The sequence below is a fragment of the Terribacillus halophilus genome (assembly GCF_900162685.1).
GTDB classification, from domain to species: domain Bacteria; phylum Bacillota; class Bacilli; order Bacillales; family Amphibacillaceae; genus Terribacillus; species Terribacillus halophilus_A.
In genome coordinates this window covers 612,211-628,618 of the sequence record NZ_LT727827.1, presented here as the reverse complement: position 1 = coordinate 628,618, position 16,408 = coordinate 612,211, and the positions used below count along the sequence as shown (strand labels likewise).

16 protein-coding genes and 1 riboswitch are annotated in these 16,408 nt (G+C 41.7%); of the genes, 14 read left to right on the top strand and 2 right to left on the bottom strand.

The window, feature by feature from the left end:
* Window positions 1-17: 17 nt before the first annotated feature.
* From B1K52_RS04225 to B1K52_RS04200, 6 genes are all read left to right on the top strand, one after another.
* Window positions 18-665, top strand: a complete 648-nt coding sequence (locus tag B1K52_RS04225; protein WP_179106459.1) for a thiamine phosphate synthase — start codon at window positions 18-20, stop codon at window positions 663-665.
* Window positions 652-1,770 (top strand): glycine oxidase ThiO, encoded by a 1,119-nt coding sequence (gene thiO, locus B1K52_RS04220; protein WP_077305635.1) that lies wholly within the window; start codon window positions 652-654, stop codon window positions 1,768-1,770. The genes B1K52_RS04225 and thiO overlap by 14 nt, the downstream gene beginning before the upstream one ends.
* Complete coding sequence (gene thiS, locus B1K52_RS04215; protein ID WP_077305633.1) at window positions 1,767-1,970, top strand: sulfur carrier protein ThiS; 204 nt, start codon at window positions 1,767-1,769, stop codon at window positions 1,968-1,970. The genes thiO and thiS overlap by 4 nt, the downstream gene beginning before the upstream one ends.
* A gap of 3 nt (window positions 1,971-1,973) precedes the next feature.
* The gene (locus B1K52_RS04210) at window positions 1,974-2,738 is read left to right on the top strand and encodes a thiazole synthase (RefSeq protein ID WP_077305631.1); all 765 of its coding nucleotides are present in this window, start codon (window positions 1,974-1,976) and stop codon (window positions 2,736-2,738) included.
* A complete protein-coding gene (locus B1K52_RS04205; RefSeq protein WP_077305629.1) occupies window positions 2,738-3,745 on the top strand; it encodes a ThiF family adenylyltransferase in 1,008 nt (335 codons plus the stop codon). The genes B1K52_RS04210 and B1K52_RS04205 overlap by 1 nt, the downstream gene beginning before the upstream one ends.
* Window positions 3,746-3,815: 70 nt before the next feature.
* Window positions 3,816-3,910, top strand: a riboswitch (SAM riboswitch).
* A gap of 81 nt (window positions 3,911-3,991) precedes the next feature.
* Entirely contained in the window at window positions 3,992-5,113 is a 1,122-nt protein-coding gene (locus tag B1K52_RS04200; protein WP_077305627.1) for a homoserine dehydrogenase, read from the top strand.
* Window positions 5,114-5,221: 108 nt separating this feature from the next.
* Here the strand turns inward: B1K52_RS04200 and B1K52_RS04195 are convergent, their stop codons facing one another.
* A complete protein-coding gene (locus B1K52_RS04195; RefSeq protein WP_077305626.1) occupies window positions 5,222-6,094 on the bottom strand; it encodes an AraC family transcriptional regulator in 873 nt (290 codons plus the stop codon).
* A 361-nt stretch (window positions 6,095-6,455) separates the two neighbouring features.
* Here B1K52_RS04195 and B1K52_RS04190 point away from each other — a divergent pair, with 361 nt between their 5' ends.
* The 8 genes from B1K52_RS04190 to B1K52_RS04155 all read left to right on the top strand — a co-directional run bounded on the left by B1K52_RS04190 (window position 6,456) and on the right by B1K52_RS04155 (window position 14,737).
* A complete protein-coding gene (locus B1K52_RS04190; protein WP_077305624.1) occupies window positions 6,456-7,592 on the top strand; it encodes a DUF2264 domain-containing protein in 1,137 nt (378 codons plus the stop codon).
* A gap of 155 nt (window positions 7,593-7,747) precedes the next feature.
* Complete coding sequence (locus tag B1K52_RS04185; protein ID WP_077305622.1) at window positions 7,748-8,680, top strand: carbohydrate ABC transporter permease; 933 nt, start codon at window positions 7,748-7,750, stop codon at window positions 8,678-8,680.
* Between the two features lie 18 nt (window positions 8,681-8,698).
* Window positions 8,699-9,541, top strand: a complete 843-nt coding sequence (locus tag B1K52_RS04180) for a carbohydrate ABC transporter permease (protein ID WP_077305621.1) — start codon at window positions 8,699-8,701, stop codon at window positions 9,539-9,541.
* 45 nt (window positions 9,542-9,586) lie between these two features.
* Window positions 9,587-10,939, top strand: a complete 1,353-nt coding sequence (locus B1K52_RS04175; protein WP_077305619.1) for an ABC transporter substrate-binding protein — start codon at window positions 9,587-9,589, stop codon at window positions 10,937-10,939.
* A 120-nt stretch (window positions 10,940-11,059) separates the two neighbouring features.
* Window positions 11,060-11,698, top strand: coding sequence for a YesL family protein (locus B1K52_RS04170; protein ID WP_179106458.1), 639 nt, complete (start codon window positions 11,060-11,062; stop codon window positions 11,696-11,698).
* 19 nt (window positions 11,699-11,717) lie between these two features.
* Window positions 11,718-12,596 (top strand): sugar phosphate isomerase/epimerase family protein, encoded by an 879-nt coding sequence (locus B1K52_RS04165; protein ID WP_077305615.1) that lies wholly within the window; start codon window positions 11,718-11,720, stop codon window positions 12,594-12,596.
* Window positions 12,597-12,651: 55 nt separating this feature from the next.
* On the top strand, window positions 12,652-13,647 hold the full coding sequence (locus B1K52_RS04160) for a hydroxyacid dehydrogenase (protein WP_077305613.1): 996 nt from the start codon (window positions 12,652-12,654) through the stop codon (window positions 13,645-13,647).
* A 313-nt stretch (window positions 13,648-13,960) separates the two neighbouring features.
* A complete protein-coding gene (locus B1K52_RS04155; protein ID WP_077305611.1) occupies window positions 13,961-14,737 on the top strand; it encodes a zinc ribbon domain-containing protein in 777 nt (258 codons plus the stop codon).
* A gap of 42 nt (window positions 14,738-14,779) precedes the next feature.
* On the opposite strand, the gene B1K52_RS04150 is transcribed toward B1K52_RS04155, so the two are convergent.
* Window positions 14,780-16,363 carry a zinc ribbon domain-containing protein gene (locus tag B1K52_RS04150; protein WP_077305609.1) on the bottom strand — a complete coding sequence of 528 codons (1,584 nt, stop codon included), beginning with the start codon at window positions 16,361-16,363 and terminating at the stop codon, window positions 14,780-14,782.
* Window positions 16,364-16,408: the final 45 nt, after the last annotated feature.

Sequence of the window (16,408 nt, the reverse complement as noted above, 5' to 3'; positions counted from 1 at the left end):
TTCGGGAAAGTGGTTTTTTGTGCTTCCGGCCTGTTCCAAAACAAGGAGTGATCATAATCAAACTGATGGCAGTAACGGATGGGGCACACGATACAGCTGACTTGCTTCGTATTTTGGTAAAGGTACACCCGTATGTCGATTATGTGCAGATTCGGGAGAAAAACAAACCTGCAGGCATGCTTTATCAGCTTTGCAAGGAGTTAGTAAAAGAAGGACTGCCGAGCTACAAGTTATGGATCAATGATCGGGTAGATGTGACGTTGCTGCTTGGTTTGCAACAGGCCCATGTACCAGGACATGGGCTTCCACTAAAAGAGTTAAAAAAACAGTACCCTAATTTCCAGTTTGGCACCCCAGTTCATTCACTCGAAGAAGCTGTTCAGGCGGAGACGGCAGGAGCAGCATATAGCTTATACGGACATTGTTTTCCAACAGCTAGTAAAAAAGGCAAGGCCCCGCAGCCCTTATCCAAGCTAGCGGAGATTCGGCGGCACATCGACATTCCGTTGTTTGGGATTGGAGGAATTACGGTGGAACGGCTAGCAGAATTGAAAGCGCTTGAAATAGATGGAGCTGCAGTTATGAGTGGTATTTTTTCTGCAAAAGAACCAGTAGAAGCTGTAAAGAAACTAAAAGAGGAGTGTTTGCGTCTTGAAGCAATCTGAAGTAGCAGTCGTTGGAGGAGGCATCATCGGCAGTGCAGTCGCTTATTATTTGGCGAAAGCAGGTTATCAGGTTGATGTGCTTGAAGCAGGCGAAGTTGGGTCAGGTTCCACCCAGGCAGCTGCTGGTATGCTTGGCGCCCATTCAGAGTACAAGGAATTCGGTACTGCTCTTTATCCATTTGCTCGCATAAGTCAAAAGTTATACGAAGAAGCAGAAGCAGCGATTCACTCCTTAACAGGGATAAATATAGAGCGCCGTACAGGCGGATTGTTAAAGCTTGTTTATACGGAAGAAGAAAGAGCGAGTCTGATAGAAATGTGTGCATTAGAAGGGGTAACGTGGCTGGAGCGCGCATCTTTGGCAGATAAAACGCCTGGATTAGCAGCATCCGTTCTAGGTGCCGTTCATATGGAAGAAGATGTGCACGTTACGCCTGCAATCGCCTGCAGTGGATTTCGTTCTGCAGCACAAGTACTTGGCGCCGGAATTCATACATATACCCGCGTTGAGCAAATAGTAAAGGAAGCCGGGCACTATCAGTTACGGACCTCCAAAGGGAAATGGCAGGCAGAGCACGTGGTTATTGCCAGTGGAGTTTGGAGTAATGCTATCTTGCAGCAAACAGGCTTGGGGTCACCAATCTTTCCCGTAAAGGGAGAGTGCATTGCTGTTACCAATACACAGGCGCCGCTCACATGCAGCTTATTCCATAATCAACATTACATTGTTCCTCGGAACAACAATGAATTAATCATCGGAGCGACAAAAGTTGAGAACGATTGGACCACGGAGCCGACACTTGGCGGTATCCAGACAGTTATGGAAAAAGCGAGACAGATGCTGCCGGGAATTGATGCGATGCCATTTCAAAGAAGCTGGGCCGGGCTGCGACCACAGACATTCGATGGGAAGCCGCTGATTGGGGAACACCCGGAAATGAAAGGGTTGTTTATTGCTGCTGGACATCAGCGCAATGGTATCCTGCTTGCACCTGCAACTGGAAAAATGATTGCTGACTTGCTATGCGGCAATGATGTTTCGGAAGGATGGAAGGAAGCATTTCGAGTGGACCGACCTTATTCCAATGAGGAGGTATTGATGTGACAATTCAATTAAATGGCAGGCAGCAGGAATTATCTGGCGAGGTTAAGACGATTGCACAGCTGTTAGCATCACTTTCCTTAGAAAACAGAATTGTGATTGTGGAGTTGAACAAAGAGGTTATCCATAAAGCCGCTTATACAGACCAGCCGATAAAAGATGGCGATCAAGTAGAATTAATCCATTTCGTAGGAGGAGGTTGAAACATGTTACAAATTGCAGATAAGTCATTTACATCCCGCTTGCTATTGGGAACAGGCAAGTACCCGTCTTTTGAAGAGCAAAAGGAAGCAGTAAATATATCGGATGCAGAAATACTTACATTCGCAGTACGAAGGATGGATATTTTTGAGGCATCGCAGCCGAATCTCCTTGAACAGCTGGATTTGAATCGGTATACATTGCTGCCAAATACAGCGGGTGCAAAGACAGCAGAAGAGGCTGTCCGTATTGCCAAGCTAGCTAAAGCTTCTGGTTTATGCGACATGGTGAAAGTAGAAGTGATTGGCTGTAATAAGACATTGCTTCCAGACCCAGTTGAAACATTACGTGCAACAGAAATGCTGTTAGAAGAAGGATTCATTGTCTTGCCTTACACGTCAGATGATGTTGTATTAGCCAAGCGTCTCGTAGACTTGGGCGTGCACGCTATCATGCCGGGAGCATCACCTATCGGTTCAGGAAAAGGAATCATAAATCCTTTCAACTTACGCGTCATTATTGAACAAAGCAATGTACCCGTCATTGTTGATGCTGGCATTGGTTCACCGAAGGATGCAGCATATGCGATGGAGCTTGGAGCTGACGGTGTGCTGTTAAATACAGCGGTCTCTGGAGCTGCCGATCCTGTACGGATGGCGCATGCTATGAAACTAGCGATTGAAGCTGGCAGATTAGGATTTGAAGCAGGAAGAATTCCAGAGAAAAATTACGCGGAAGCCAGCAGTCCGGGTGAAGGGTTGTTTACTTAATGCAGGATCGTTATCGTAAACAGGAGCTGTTTATCGGTAAAGAAGGCCAGATGCAGGTAGAAGATAGTAAAATTGTCTTAATCGGAATGGGTGCTTTAGGATCTGCCTCTGCAGAGATGCTTGTGCGCGCGGGAATCGGGGAGCTCGTACTTATCGATCGGGATTATGTGGAGCTGCACAATCTGCAGCGTCAGCAGCTGTACACCGAAGAAGATGCTGCTGCTTATTTGCCAAAAGCGCTAGCAGCAGCGGAGCGATTGCAAGCAATCAATCAGCACGTAAAGCTGCATGCAGTGATTGAAAATATCGATCATCATAATATTGAAGGGCTGGTAGAGGGAGCTCATGTGATCTTAGATGCGACAGATAATTTTGAAACACGTTTAATCGTTAACGATGCTGCTACTAAGCATGGTATACCATATATTTATGGCGCTTGCGTTGGCGGCTATGGGGTAACTTATCCGGTTTTTTCAAAAGATGCACCATGTTTGCATTGCCTTCTCGAACAGCTTCCGCAGCAAAGTGAAACATGTGATACAGCCGGTATTATCAGCCCAATTGTGCAATGGGTGGCAGCAATGCAAGTGACCCAGGCATTAAGGATTTTATGCCGTCAGGAAGTAGCACCTGAGCTGCGCGCATTTGATATATGGACGGGAGATTATACAACAGTGAACGTGCAACGTCTTCAAGATCCAAACTGCCTAAGCTGCAGTACCGATGCTGAGCGTCCGTACTTAAATGGCGGCTCGCATACGAAACTTGATGTGCTCTGTGGCAGAGAAGCTGTTCACATCCGACCGGGATCGAAGAAATCACTTGATTTGACAGCTTTATCTGAACAATGGGTTTCTGCAGTGGAACACGTAACAGCAAATGAATATTTACTCGCATTTCATCACAGAGGGCATCGAATTGTGCTGTTTGCTGACGGACGGGCAATTATTCACGGCGTAGACGATATCAATCGAGCACGCTCTCTTTATGACAGTCTTGTCGGGTAATATATTGGAATTTTCTGTTGACTTGTCATATATGCAATGTTAATATTCTCCATAACAAACAAATACAAATTTCTTATCAAGAGCGGCGGAGGGACTGGCCCGACGATGCCCGGCAACCTGCAAGTTTATATGACTTGTAAAGGTGCTAATTCCTGTAGATGAGAAGACACAGTACGGATCCTTCGTCTCCCTGTCCTCTCAGGGAGGCTTTTTTTTATATAGAAAATCAACTGAGGAGGCAAAATAATGACAGCAGTAAAGGTTGGATTAATAGGATACGGCACAGTTGGAAGTGCGGTGGGCAGAACAATTCGCTCTCATCAGGAGAATCTGCAGACAGTATTCGGTAAGGAAGTGCAAGTGGCAGGCGTATTAGTACGGGATAAACAAAAGTATGAACAGCAAGTGAAAGATACCCTGCTTACAGATAATGTAGAGGAGTTCTTTGCAATAACAGATCTGGATATTATTATCGAAGCCAGTGTCGGCATCGAGCCTGCGTACAGCTATTTAAAGAAGGCAATATCCTCCGGCTGTCATATCATCACTGCCAATAAGGAAATGATCGCTTCCAAAGGCGCAGATCTAAAGGAGTTAGCGAAAGAAAAAGGTGTGCGTCTTGAATATGAAGCTGCGGTAGCGGGCGGTGTACCAGTTATTGGCACATTAAAACAACTGCTGCATATTAACCATGTTGTTAAAGTGGAGGCCATTTTGAATGGGACGTCAAATTTTATCTTGAGCGAAATGTCTGATAAAAATATCCCATTTGAAGAGGCATTACAGCTAGCGCAAGAAGCAGGCTTTGCAGAAGCTGATCCTGCGAATGATGTAGATGGATGGGATGCATTTTATAAATTGATGGTCCTAAGTGATCTATTATTTGAAGCACAGCCAGATTGGGAAAAAGTGACGCGCAAGGGTATCCGTTCCGTTTCCTTCCAGGATATTCACAAAGCTGCAGAACAAGGGTGGAAAATCAAACACGTCGCGACGCTCGAAAATACGGGGGGAGAAGTGACAGTATACGTGGAGCCGGTTGTATTATCAGCTGCGCACCCGCTTTACAGTGTAGATGGAGTAGATAATGCTGTTTGTATCGAGGGTAATCTTGTCGGAAAACTGAAACTGCAAGGGCCAGGTGCTGGTGCGCTGCCAACTGCCAGTGCCATCGTAGAAGATTTAGCCAATCTCGTGCATCAACGCAAGGAACTCAGTGTAAAACGACAGTTCCAATTCACGGAGAAAAGGGAAGCTGCGCCGTACATGCACCTGCCTTCGGGACAAGTTGTTGTTCAAGAGAAGCCCGCGGGGGAAAATTATTATCGGGTGGCTGGTAAAACCGAACGTTTAGTAGCGGAGGCCTGACAATGTGACAAGTGCTTCGGTCATATCCTGTAAGTGAGGGGTACGGGAGCGCTAAAGAAGACAAAAAAGGAACTGATTATGTTAGTTCCTTTTTGTGTCAGTTAGTATTTATTTCTTCTTATGCTGCATTTGTTGTGACAGTCTAAATTGGAGCGGTGTAGTACCAATTATCTTTTTAAACATCTGGATGAAATGGGAGGTGCTCCCAAACCCAACACTTTCGCCAATTAATTCGATTGGTTTGTGGGTCAGCTGGAGCAACTGACAAGCTTGTTTGATTCTCCGTATCGTAATGTATCCTGTTAAGTTACTGCCTGTTTCGCGTTTGAAGATCTTGGAGACATAACCTTTTGATAAATGAAGTTCATCTGCTAACCTTCCTAAATCGAACGGCTCCGTATAATGATCCTCCATCCACTTCATAATTCGTTCGGAATAGTAAGGTGCACGAAAGTTTTTATTAAAAGAATCTTGTTGCACTTCGCTATAGTTTAACCGGATACATGTGAGTAGCTGCAGAAGAAGCAGCTGGCTATGTTCCTCCCAGCTGCTGGTTTGTAACGAATTATTAAATACCTCACATACCTCGCTTATATATTGAAAATAGTTATCTAAATTAAATGCTTGAAGGTCATTCACATTATTTTGCAGTTGATTAAACAGGACTTGAATACCTGGGAATAAGTGCAGATTTTTACCTAGAGTTAGTGGATCAAAGTGCATAATGCTGCGTTCATAAGGCGTATCCGGTGATACTTCCACATACACCCGATGTAATTGAAAGGGTTGAAAAAAGAAAAGCATTCCTTTCTTAATTTCGTATGTCTGCTGGTTTACAATCACCCGCCCTTTTCCTCGATAAACAAACAATAGCTCACACCCTTGATGCCAATGGTAAAAGCCTTGAAAATCACGCACAGAAACTCTCCGATAAACCCAATCAAATGGCTTGAGGTCGATTTGTTCGAATAACTTATTCAATGCCTACCCCTCCATAAATAATCACCATGTCTCTTCTATTACTTGCTTACTTGTATAGTAAGGAAGCTTCGTGCTTTTTTGTTTTAGTTATTAAAATTATGACTTTGCTTCTTATATATACATCTTTCTAAACTATTAATTTAATATTCAGAAATGCAGAGGCTTAGTGTGTACGTTTGAGGTTGAAAAACTTATCCTTTTCAGCAGGCAGCTGAACCATACAACGATATTTTTGAGTATTGCAGCGCAACTTTTCATTTCTACTCCACGTTATAATTTGTTTACGAAGCTGGGCAAGGCGCAAGAAGATCTGATACAGAGCTACGTGGTGACAACTGAATGAAACTAATGGGGTGAATCAATGTTAAGACAAAATGATCGAGAATATTGGTTGAAAACGATGGATAAAATCGCAAATCCTGTTCTTACTTCTTTAGCAAATCAACAATTAAAGCAGCTCATGCCAGTAGAAGGATTAGATGACAGAAAGAATTACAGTCATTTGGAAGCGTTTGCGAGATTGATAAGCGGGATGGCACCTTGGATTGAGAATGGGCCACGTGATGGAAAAGAAGGATTATTAAGAAAGCATTACGCAGAATTAATCAGAACGGGAATTAAAGAAGCAACAGATCCTTCCTCACCAGATTATATGAATTTTTCTGACGGCCTGCAGCCGATTGTGGATACAGCCTATTTTGCACAAGCATTAATGCGTGCCCCGAATGAATTGATAGGAAAATTAGATTTAAATACAAAACAAAATGTGATAAAAGCATTCAAGCAAACACGTACTAGGAAACCAGTTTTCAACAATTGGCTATTGTTCGCAGCGATGACTGAAACGGCTTTATATTTACTGGGTGTAGAAGACTGGGATCCAATGCGAATTGACTTTGCATTAAAGCAGCATGAGCAATGGTATGCAGGGGACGGTATCTATAAAGACGGGATAGAGCTTCATACTGATTATTACAATAGTTTTGTTATTCATCCAATGCTCGTAGATATTACAGACCATATGGCGCCTCTATCTGCAGATTGGTTAAAGCTGAAAGAAGACATAAACAAAAGATCGATGAGATATGCCGTCATTTTAGAAAGAAGTATATCACCAGAAGGTACGTATCCTGTAGTCGGGCGGTCTATTGTCTATCGATTTGGCGTATTTCACAGCTTAGCACAAATGGCTTTGCAGCATAAATTGGATGCTAGTCTTCAGCCTGCACAAGTGCGGTGTGCATTAACAGCTGTTATCCGAAAAATAGTTGAGATGCCAGGGACATTTGATGATGCGGGCTGGCTAAAGATTGGCTTATGCGGTCATCAGCCAAACTTGGGCGAAGGATATATATCAACTGGAAGTCTATATATGTGTGCTGCGGTTTTTCTTCCGCTAGGATTGTCGCCAACTGACCACTTCTGGCAAGGAGAAGAAGAATGGACATCGAAAAAAGCTTGGTCTGGACAGTTTATATCGATTGATAAAGCTTTATAAATAATCCGAAGCTTTTGCGCAACCTCGCTGAGAAGCTTGGCGGCAGAGCTCTAGTGCTGCAAAACACATGAGAGTATCTATTAGAGTGCTTGCGTGAACACTTTTATGAAAGCGTTATCATAGTTGTGATAACTGCTTTTGGAAAGGAGAGCAACATGGCAAAGGACCACTTGAAGGTCATCGCCCAACCGGATAAGCAAGTTCCGGTTGGGTCACATAAGCAGAGAAAAAGAAAAGTGCAAGTCACTTGGTATCTTTTTCTGATACCAAGTTTTCTAGGAATATTATTATTCTTGGTGTACCCAATTTTTGAATCCTTTCGGTTAAGTTTTTATCAATCAAATGGAACGATTGAGAAGTTTATTGGTCTGCAAAACTTTCAAACGGTATTAACGTCGCAGCCATTTTGGAATTCAGTTTGGAACACGTTCTATATAGGAATCTTTCAAATCGCGATTGCTATCCCGCTAGGTTTTATCTTTGCTTCGTTAATCAATACCACTCCAAAAGGAAAAAACTTTTTCAAAGTCATCTACTTTTTGCCGAATGTAACGTCTATCGTCGCTGCCGCAATGATCTTCGCATTTGTACTGCATCCTGAAATGGGAATCGTCAACTATGCCCTAGAAGCCGTGGGACTGCCAACATCACAGTGGTTATCTGATCCATCTAGTTCCAAGTGGGCTGTGATTTTGTTAGCTGTCTGGCATTGGATAGGTTTTATCATTATCATTTGTCTCGCAAACTTGCAGGCGATATCACCAGAGATGTATGAAGCAGCCAAAATTGATGGTGCCAGCAGTTTTCAGCAATGGCTGTTTATTACCATTCCTAACATGGGAGGAACATTTGCGTTCTTGTTAATCACAGGTTGGATTGGCGCATTGCAGCGATTTAATGAAGTGTATGTGTTAGGCGGGCCAAGCGGAAGTCCTGCGAGATCCATTCAAACAATGGGAGCTTTTATTTACGAACGTGGCTTTACCGGATTTGAATTCGGTATTGCTTCAGCAGCTACGTATATTATGTTCATTATCATCCTCGTCTTTACCTTAATAAACTTAAAAGTATCAAAAATGAAGCTTTAATAGAAGGGAGGAGAAACCATGTCCTATAAAAAGGCAGAAAAAATAGGGGGTTACCTTAAATTCTTCATTCTGCTCGTCTTTGGAATACTGCTCATGGCGCCATTCGTGTGGATGATTAGTGTAGGGTTTGACCGAAGCGCGAATATAGCCATGCCATTTCCGCCGCGTCTGTTCCCTGACGATGCATCAGGATTTAACTTTAGTATTGTTTTTGAGAATGGAAGACTCATACAATCCTATCTTAATTCGGCTTTTGTCACGGTTACCTCGGTGATCTTGGCTGTATCGTCTGCTCTTTTGGCAGGTTACGCATTTTCAAAGGGAAAATTTAAAGGGAAAAGATTATTGTTTGTGATTGTTCTCTGTACATTAATGATTCCAATGGAGCCTCGATTAATTCCACTATACAAACTATTTAATAGCGTAGATTTGCTGAATACTTTCTGGCCGTTAATTTTGCCGTCCATTATTAATGGGATGCTGATTTTCCTTTGTAAACAGTTTTTCGATCAGTTGCCTGACACGATAAGAGAAGCGGCACAAATTGATGGAGCCGGTGAATTTAAGATATTCTTTCAAGTTTATGCTCCGTTAGCTGGTCCTATTGCTGCGACGATGGTTATTTTATCTTTTATCGGAAGTTGGAATGACTTCTTATGGCCATTAGTCGTTTTGAGTAATCAAGAGTTACACACAGTACCGTTGTATCTAGCTAGCTTCTCCTTGGAGAATGGTACCAGTCTGGGAGGCTTAACAATGGCACTGGCAACAGTGAGTGTGCTTCCGATTATTGTCCTGTACTTGTTTTTGCAAAGATATATTATCCAAAGTATCGCGCTCAGCGGGGTGAAGGGTGAGTAAGTTATCTAAGTACTGCTACTTTAGAATGAAATAGGGGGAAGGAACATGTTGAAAAGAATATCTAAAAAAGGCATATTTTTAACTGCTTCTTTTGTGTTGCTGCTCGTTACTGTTCTAACTGGCTGCAGCCCTGGCGGCAGTAAGAAAGACGGCGAGTGGGCAGGACAAACGGTTAATGTGCAATTGATTGGAGACTTTTCCATGGAGGATTCTACTAATCCAATCACAGGCGAAAAGATTCAAGGATTAGATGTGTTAAAAGATGAATTTGAAAAACAGCACCCCGGCGCGACTGTTAAATTCATTATTATGCCATGGGACGGTTATACAGAAAAAACGCAGGCGATGATAACCTCTGGTGAAGCCGATGTCTATCAGCTGCCGGGTATTGCTGACTTTGCTGCACAAGGCGTAATAGAACCGCTGCAGCCTTATGTAGATAAAGATAGTGAATTTAGTACAGATATTTTTATTGATCAGCAAGTAGACAGCTGGAAAGCATTAGGGCCTGACAGCAAGGAGCTAGAGATGTATGGCTTACCTTTTTTAGGTGATGCTCGTTTCATTACGTATGATAAAAAGTTATTTGATGATTGGGGAGTAGAATACCTCTCCGAGCATCCAACAATGGAAGAAATCAAAGAAAAATCAGCGAAAATGACCGGCAAGAACCCGGTGACTGGTGAGCAGAACTATGGTGTCTGGTTCCGTGGAGATTGGTCCTCCGCATTTACACTGCTTAACGCAGCCGAAGGTATCGGCGGGAGATGGGGAGAAGGCTTTGCTTGGGAAGATGTGAAGTTTGAATTTAACTCACCTGAAATGGTTGAAGCTTTAAACTGGATGCTCGATATTCAACAATACGCACCCGAAGGTATTGTAAGTAATCAAGGTAATGAGAAGTGGATGACCAAGGATAATAATATTGCCATTATGCTGAACTCTGGACCTGGTAATTTGGTGCAGCAAACACATACGCAAGGATTAGAAGATCGGATTGCGATAGCGCAAGAGTTTAAGAATGAAGATGGTATCGGCGGCATGTTTGCGGGGAGTCCGATCGCAATTGGGAAATCTAGTGAAAATAAGGAACTGGCGTGGGAATGGCTGAAATTTGCTACAAGTGATTTTGCTCAGAAATATTTTTACGAGACAGGTGTATTACCCTCGGTAAAGTCAGCACTAGAGTGGGAAGAAGTAAAGCAATATGAAGACTTACTGGGACCTGTCTTTGAAGCGATGAGCACACCGTACACACCTCGCTATCATTGGGCAGCTGGACAGCCAAGGTTTATTTTAACATCCGAGATTGAGGCAGCTTTAACAGGTAAACGAGATGTACAAGAGGCTTTGGATAAGGCACAAAAGGAAAGTACAGAATGGTTGGAGAGCAGATAAAGTGTTAGCACGGAGAAGGGGGATAACCTCCTTCTCATACAATTATATTTATCCACAAGTTATTAACATAACCAGTACAGCATCACAATTAGATGCTGCAACAAAGGGAGGGGAAGATTGTTGGAGCCATTGATAAGTGGATTTTACAACATATGTGTGTGGATTTTTCGGCTCGCATATCTAAACATTCTTTGGCTGCTTTTCACAATATTAGGTGCCGTTATAATAGGTTTTTTTCCAGCTACTATTGCGATGTTTGCCGTCGAAAGAAAGTGGATTCAAGGAAACAGCGATTTTAATATATTCCAGCATTTTTGGTCTACCTATAAACAAGAATTCGTGAAAATTAATTTGCTAGGTTATGCGATAACATTTGTTGGAACGTTACTAGTAATCAATTATTTTATATCCACCTCTTTTAATAACGCTATAGGAAATTTGTTGAGCTGGCTGTTATTAGGACTCATGCTTCTCTGCACGGTTGTTGTTATCTACATTTTTCCTGTTTATGTTCATTATGATGTGAAATACGCAGATTACATCAAGCATGCATTTGTTATCGGTGTTTCTTCCCCTTTGATGACGTTGCTTATATTGCTAAGTTTTATGAGTTACTTTTATATCGTTACGATATTTCCGGGGATTCTGCCGCTATATACCGGAAGCATGCTGAGTTTTGCTATCATGTGGTTCGCCCATTGTACGTTTATTAAGATCGAAAGCAAACAGATGGAAAGAACACAGTCTAATCTGCATTAAAGTAGAAGGAGTGTAAAACATGAAATTCTCTTTGTATTCAGTAATGGCACCAGATATGACACCAGAAGCTATTATTGGCTACTTAAAGGAAACCGGCTACTCCGCTGTAGAATGGCGATTTAAAGACACACCAGCAGAGTTAAGACAGGAAGCACCTAGCTTTTGGAGAAATAATTTGTGTACCATATCTCCAGCAATAACAGATCAAAAAATAGAGAAATTAAAGCATGCAGCGAACCAAAATGGTATTAACATATTAAGCGTTCTTCCGTACTTAACTGCCGGAGATTTAGAAGCTACCGAACATGCTTTGCAGGTTGCACAAAAGCTTGGTGCTGCCACAGTACGCATTGGTGTACCTTTATACGATCGGTCCCAACATTATAATGATCTATTTCGTACAGCCACTGCTTATTTAAACGAGGTAGAACAAATGTGCAAGCAATATAAGGTGAAAGGCTTAATCGAAACACATCATGGCACCATTGCTCCTAGTGCGAGCTTAGCTCATCGGCTAGTATGCTCATTCGATCCAGAGAACATTGGTGTCTTGTATGATCCTGGCAACATGGTACATGAAGGATACGAGCATCATCGAATGGGACTGGAATTGTTAGGAGACTATCTTGCTCATGTGCATGTGAAAAATGCACACTGGCAAAAGGAACAGCAGCATACAGATGGGACGGCAGATTGGTCAGTGCAGTGGACGTCAATTGAAAAAGGGATTGTGAATTGGAAGCAAGTTCTCTTAGATCTGAAGGCTGTTGGTTATGACGGGTTTATTGGTATGGAAGACTTTAGTGCTTCTATGCCTGCAAAGGAATCTATTAAATACAATATCGAGACAGTCAAACGATTTCTAGCGGAGAATGAAACCCCAAATGATTTCTGCTAGGAAATATTGTGTTTTTATCTCCCTTCTGAGAGTCTAAAAAGAGAGAGTGGTAGCGATGGTAAAAGGGTTATATGTTATGAATCAAGCTTCGTTTGAACTTGTTTATCCAAAAGCGGTGAGGAAAGAAATAGAAACGCTGTCGGACATTTATAAGCAGCCGCTGACCAACCAACAGCTCCAGCAAGATCTATCCGTTTTACATGAGGCAGAGGTGATTTTTTCAGGCTGGGGAGGACCAAAGCTTGATCAAACATTGCTTAATGCAGCTCCGAATTTAAAAGCATTCTTTTATGCGGCTGGATCATTAAAGCATACTGTTACGAAAGCGGCTTGGGAACGTGACATCCTGCTGACGAATGCTGTGAAAGCAAATGCTGTTCCAGTAGCGGAATATACGTTATCACAAATCTTATTTTGTCTGAAGAAAGGCTGGACCTTTACTAGAAGTATTAGAAGAAATAAGCAGTATCCCACGAAAACGAATGATGTTTCAGGTGCTTTCGGCAGCACCGTCGGAATCGTTTCATTAAGTACGGTAGGGAGAATGGTTTGTGAATTGCTCAAGTCCTTTGACGTTCATGTCATCGCATACGATCCATATATAAAGGCAGGTGAAGCTGCCAAGTTAGGAGTCAAGCTATGTTCGTTGGAGGAAATTTTCAGCCGGTCAGATGTAGTGTCTCTGCATCCTCCTCTGCTCGAAGAAACAAAAGCGATGATTGGAAAAGAACTTATTTCACAAATGCGGCCATCTGCGAGTATGATCAATACTTCTAGGGGGGCTATTATAAAAGAAGCAGAGATGGTAGAAGTATTGCGAGAAAGGACCGATATAACTGTTGTATTAGATGTTACTTCCCCCGAACCGCCACACGCAGATTCTCCATTGTATTATTTAGAAAACGTCATATTAACGCCGCACTTGGCAGGCAGTGTGGGAAAAGAATGTGGAAGGATGGGGAGCTACATGTTAGAAGAGTTTAAAAGATATATTAATCACGAACCATTACGATGGCAGATTAAAGAAGAATTTTTTCATATTTTGGCTTAACACGATGGTTCTGGCAGACGACTTTTAACTGTAATGTCAATATTCAGGTTAGGTTTTACTATATTGTGCAGTAAGATTCAGGAATATTTTTGGAGAACTAATGCCTCTAGATATTATGTGCTTATCAATTCAAATGAGGATATATATATGAAGTTTACTAGTATAATTTCAGTGCAAAAAGCAGGGCATACATCAACTATGTATGTCTTTTTTATACTTATTTTACAAAATGCTGACACTTTTGACCTATTTTTTGTATAATGAGGAAGTACATAGATAATTGTGCGATTTTAAGGTAAGGGAGTAGATTTTTATGGTGACTTGTCCATCTTGTGGACATAAAAACACGGAAGGGAGTAAATTCTGCGAGAATTGCGGTTCAGCAATGCAGGGGCAAACTGGTACAGGAAATCTGCAAGCAGCAACACATGAATCGGCTGGGCAGCAAGATGCTAGTGGCAAAGCAAATGAATACTTAGAAACGACTAAAAAGGTTTCAAAGCAATATTTTGCTTATTTCTTAGATGTATTAAAACGTCCTGATGGCAATGGAATGAAATACGGAACAGATAATTTTGTGAATGCTATTATTACATTTGTTTTATTCTCATTGATTATTCCGTTAACTATTTATATCCATGCTAACCAGCAGGACTATTGGGAAGTGCCGTTTGGTGGAGTGGTTGTAAAACCGGTTATTGTCTTTGCGGTATTTTTGTTTGTTTTTGCGGCAATCACTTTCGGCGTCTTGAAATTAGACCAATCGGCTGTGACTTATAAAGCTGTGCTTGTACGATACGGAAGTCTATTGGTTCCTTTCACAGCAATTATGTTTATAGGAGCATTGTTTACATTCTTAGGCATGGAACTGTGGGGGGTTGTCTTGGTATTCGGAGGTTTCTCCTTTGCACTGGTAATTGCTCCGTTAATTCTAATTCCAGGATTCAAACAAAATAGACAACGTGGAATTGATAATGTTTATTTAGTATTAATTGTCTATGTTGTTACAGGTATTGTTCTTAGCATTATGTTCTCTATGTTAGTGGATTCCCTAGATTATATGAACTTTTATTCACCATTCTCATTCTAGTAAAAGAAAGCACATCGGCTAGTCGCTGATGTGCTTTTCCATTTATTCGATGTTTGTAAGCTTCCAGTCACTTCCGGATTTCTCAGCTGTATATGTCCAATTGTATTCCTTGGTTTCAGATGAACCATCACTATATGAGATAGTGATAGTTTCATTCGTGGTGATAGTTGCTGTATCACCATTTTCTTCATAGCCAGTTATTTCGTAATCATCAAGATGCTCGGTGATGCTCTTTGATGAAAGATTTGATACGATTTCTTGCTGGGATTTGTATAAGACAGAGCCCTCTGCCATGTAAGGTGAAACACTACTGAAGCTATCATTATTGATTGCTTCAATTAAGCCCTGCATGTAGCTATCCATCAATGTAGTTACATTATCAGGGATCTTCATGTCGGAACCCTGGTTTTCCGATTTAGCTCCGCCTGTTTTATAAATGGTGGCTTTCTTATTCTCGATTACTTCCGTGTTGTCGCCAATCGTGCTGAAATAGCTTTCACTTGCATCGTGTGTTTTCCACTTCTTGGCTTTTTCATCATATAGCATTACATAATTCAACTGATGATCCATTTCCTCTAAGTCAGCTGACTCGTTGTCATAAACTTCTGCTTCATTAAATGTTTGGTTTACATCAACTGTCACAGCCCACCCGGCATCTAATTTAGTGGCATTGAAGGAATCCAAATCAAACTCTGATGAAAGGTAAGCACCTTCATAACTATAATCCCAATCTTTTAAGTTATCTATATCGTCTTGAACCATTTCTTGAAATGGCTTACCTGCATCTTTCAAATGACTCGTATTATTAGCTGCTTTTGCATGGGCAATCTGATCGCCAACTGTATGAATCTGTTCCATAATCTGTTTTCTTGCGTCCTTGCTAATAGAACTCTCTACCTGTAAGTGAGTTTGTTGGTTTGTAACTTCACTATAAAGGTCGAGATTCTCTTTGGCTGCTAATTCTACCATACCATGCTTTAAATCAGCAGTTATCACATGCGAGCCAGGCACAAACGGACCGAATGTTTTTTCGAAATCATCTGAGTCAGCTTCGCCTACTTCAGTCTCATCGACTTTCAATACCGTATCTTTATAATCAGTGGATAAAGTTATGTAATAGGGCTGGACATTAATCTCATAATTATCATAAAGAAGAAACTTTTTTCCATCCTTGGAAAGGTGTACAGGACCGGTGGAGTAGTCCACGGATTCCTCCGTTTGATTTCTCATGTCGGTAATAAGGTAATCTAACTCCTCAGGATTCTTTTCATAATAGGTAATCAAACCTTTAACAGAATCCTCGTTAATTTTAAGTTCTTTATCATCTGTCGAAAGGATCTTGGCAAGTTCTTGCGAATTCTTGTCTGCTAATGTTGTTTCGAACTTATCAATCACTTTATCTTTTGAAGTCATTGCTTCACCAGTTTTGTAACCAGCAAACAGAATAACGACAAGTGCGACGACACTCGCTAGTATAATCTTGTTCTTTTTGCTCATTTTCTTCTTTGGTGAGGTGTTCTGCTGCTGGCGTTGTGGAGCAGCACTTCCGCTCACGCTTGTACCGCAACTCGTGCAGAACTGTGCACCAGGCTTCATTTGTTTTCCGCATTCTTTACAATATTTCATAAATTCTCCTTCCCTGTCTCATCAGAATAATAATATAAGGATAAA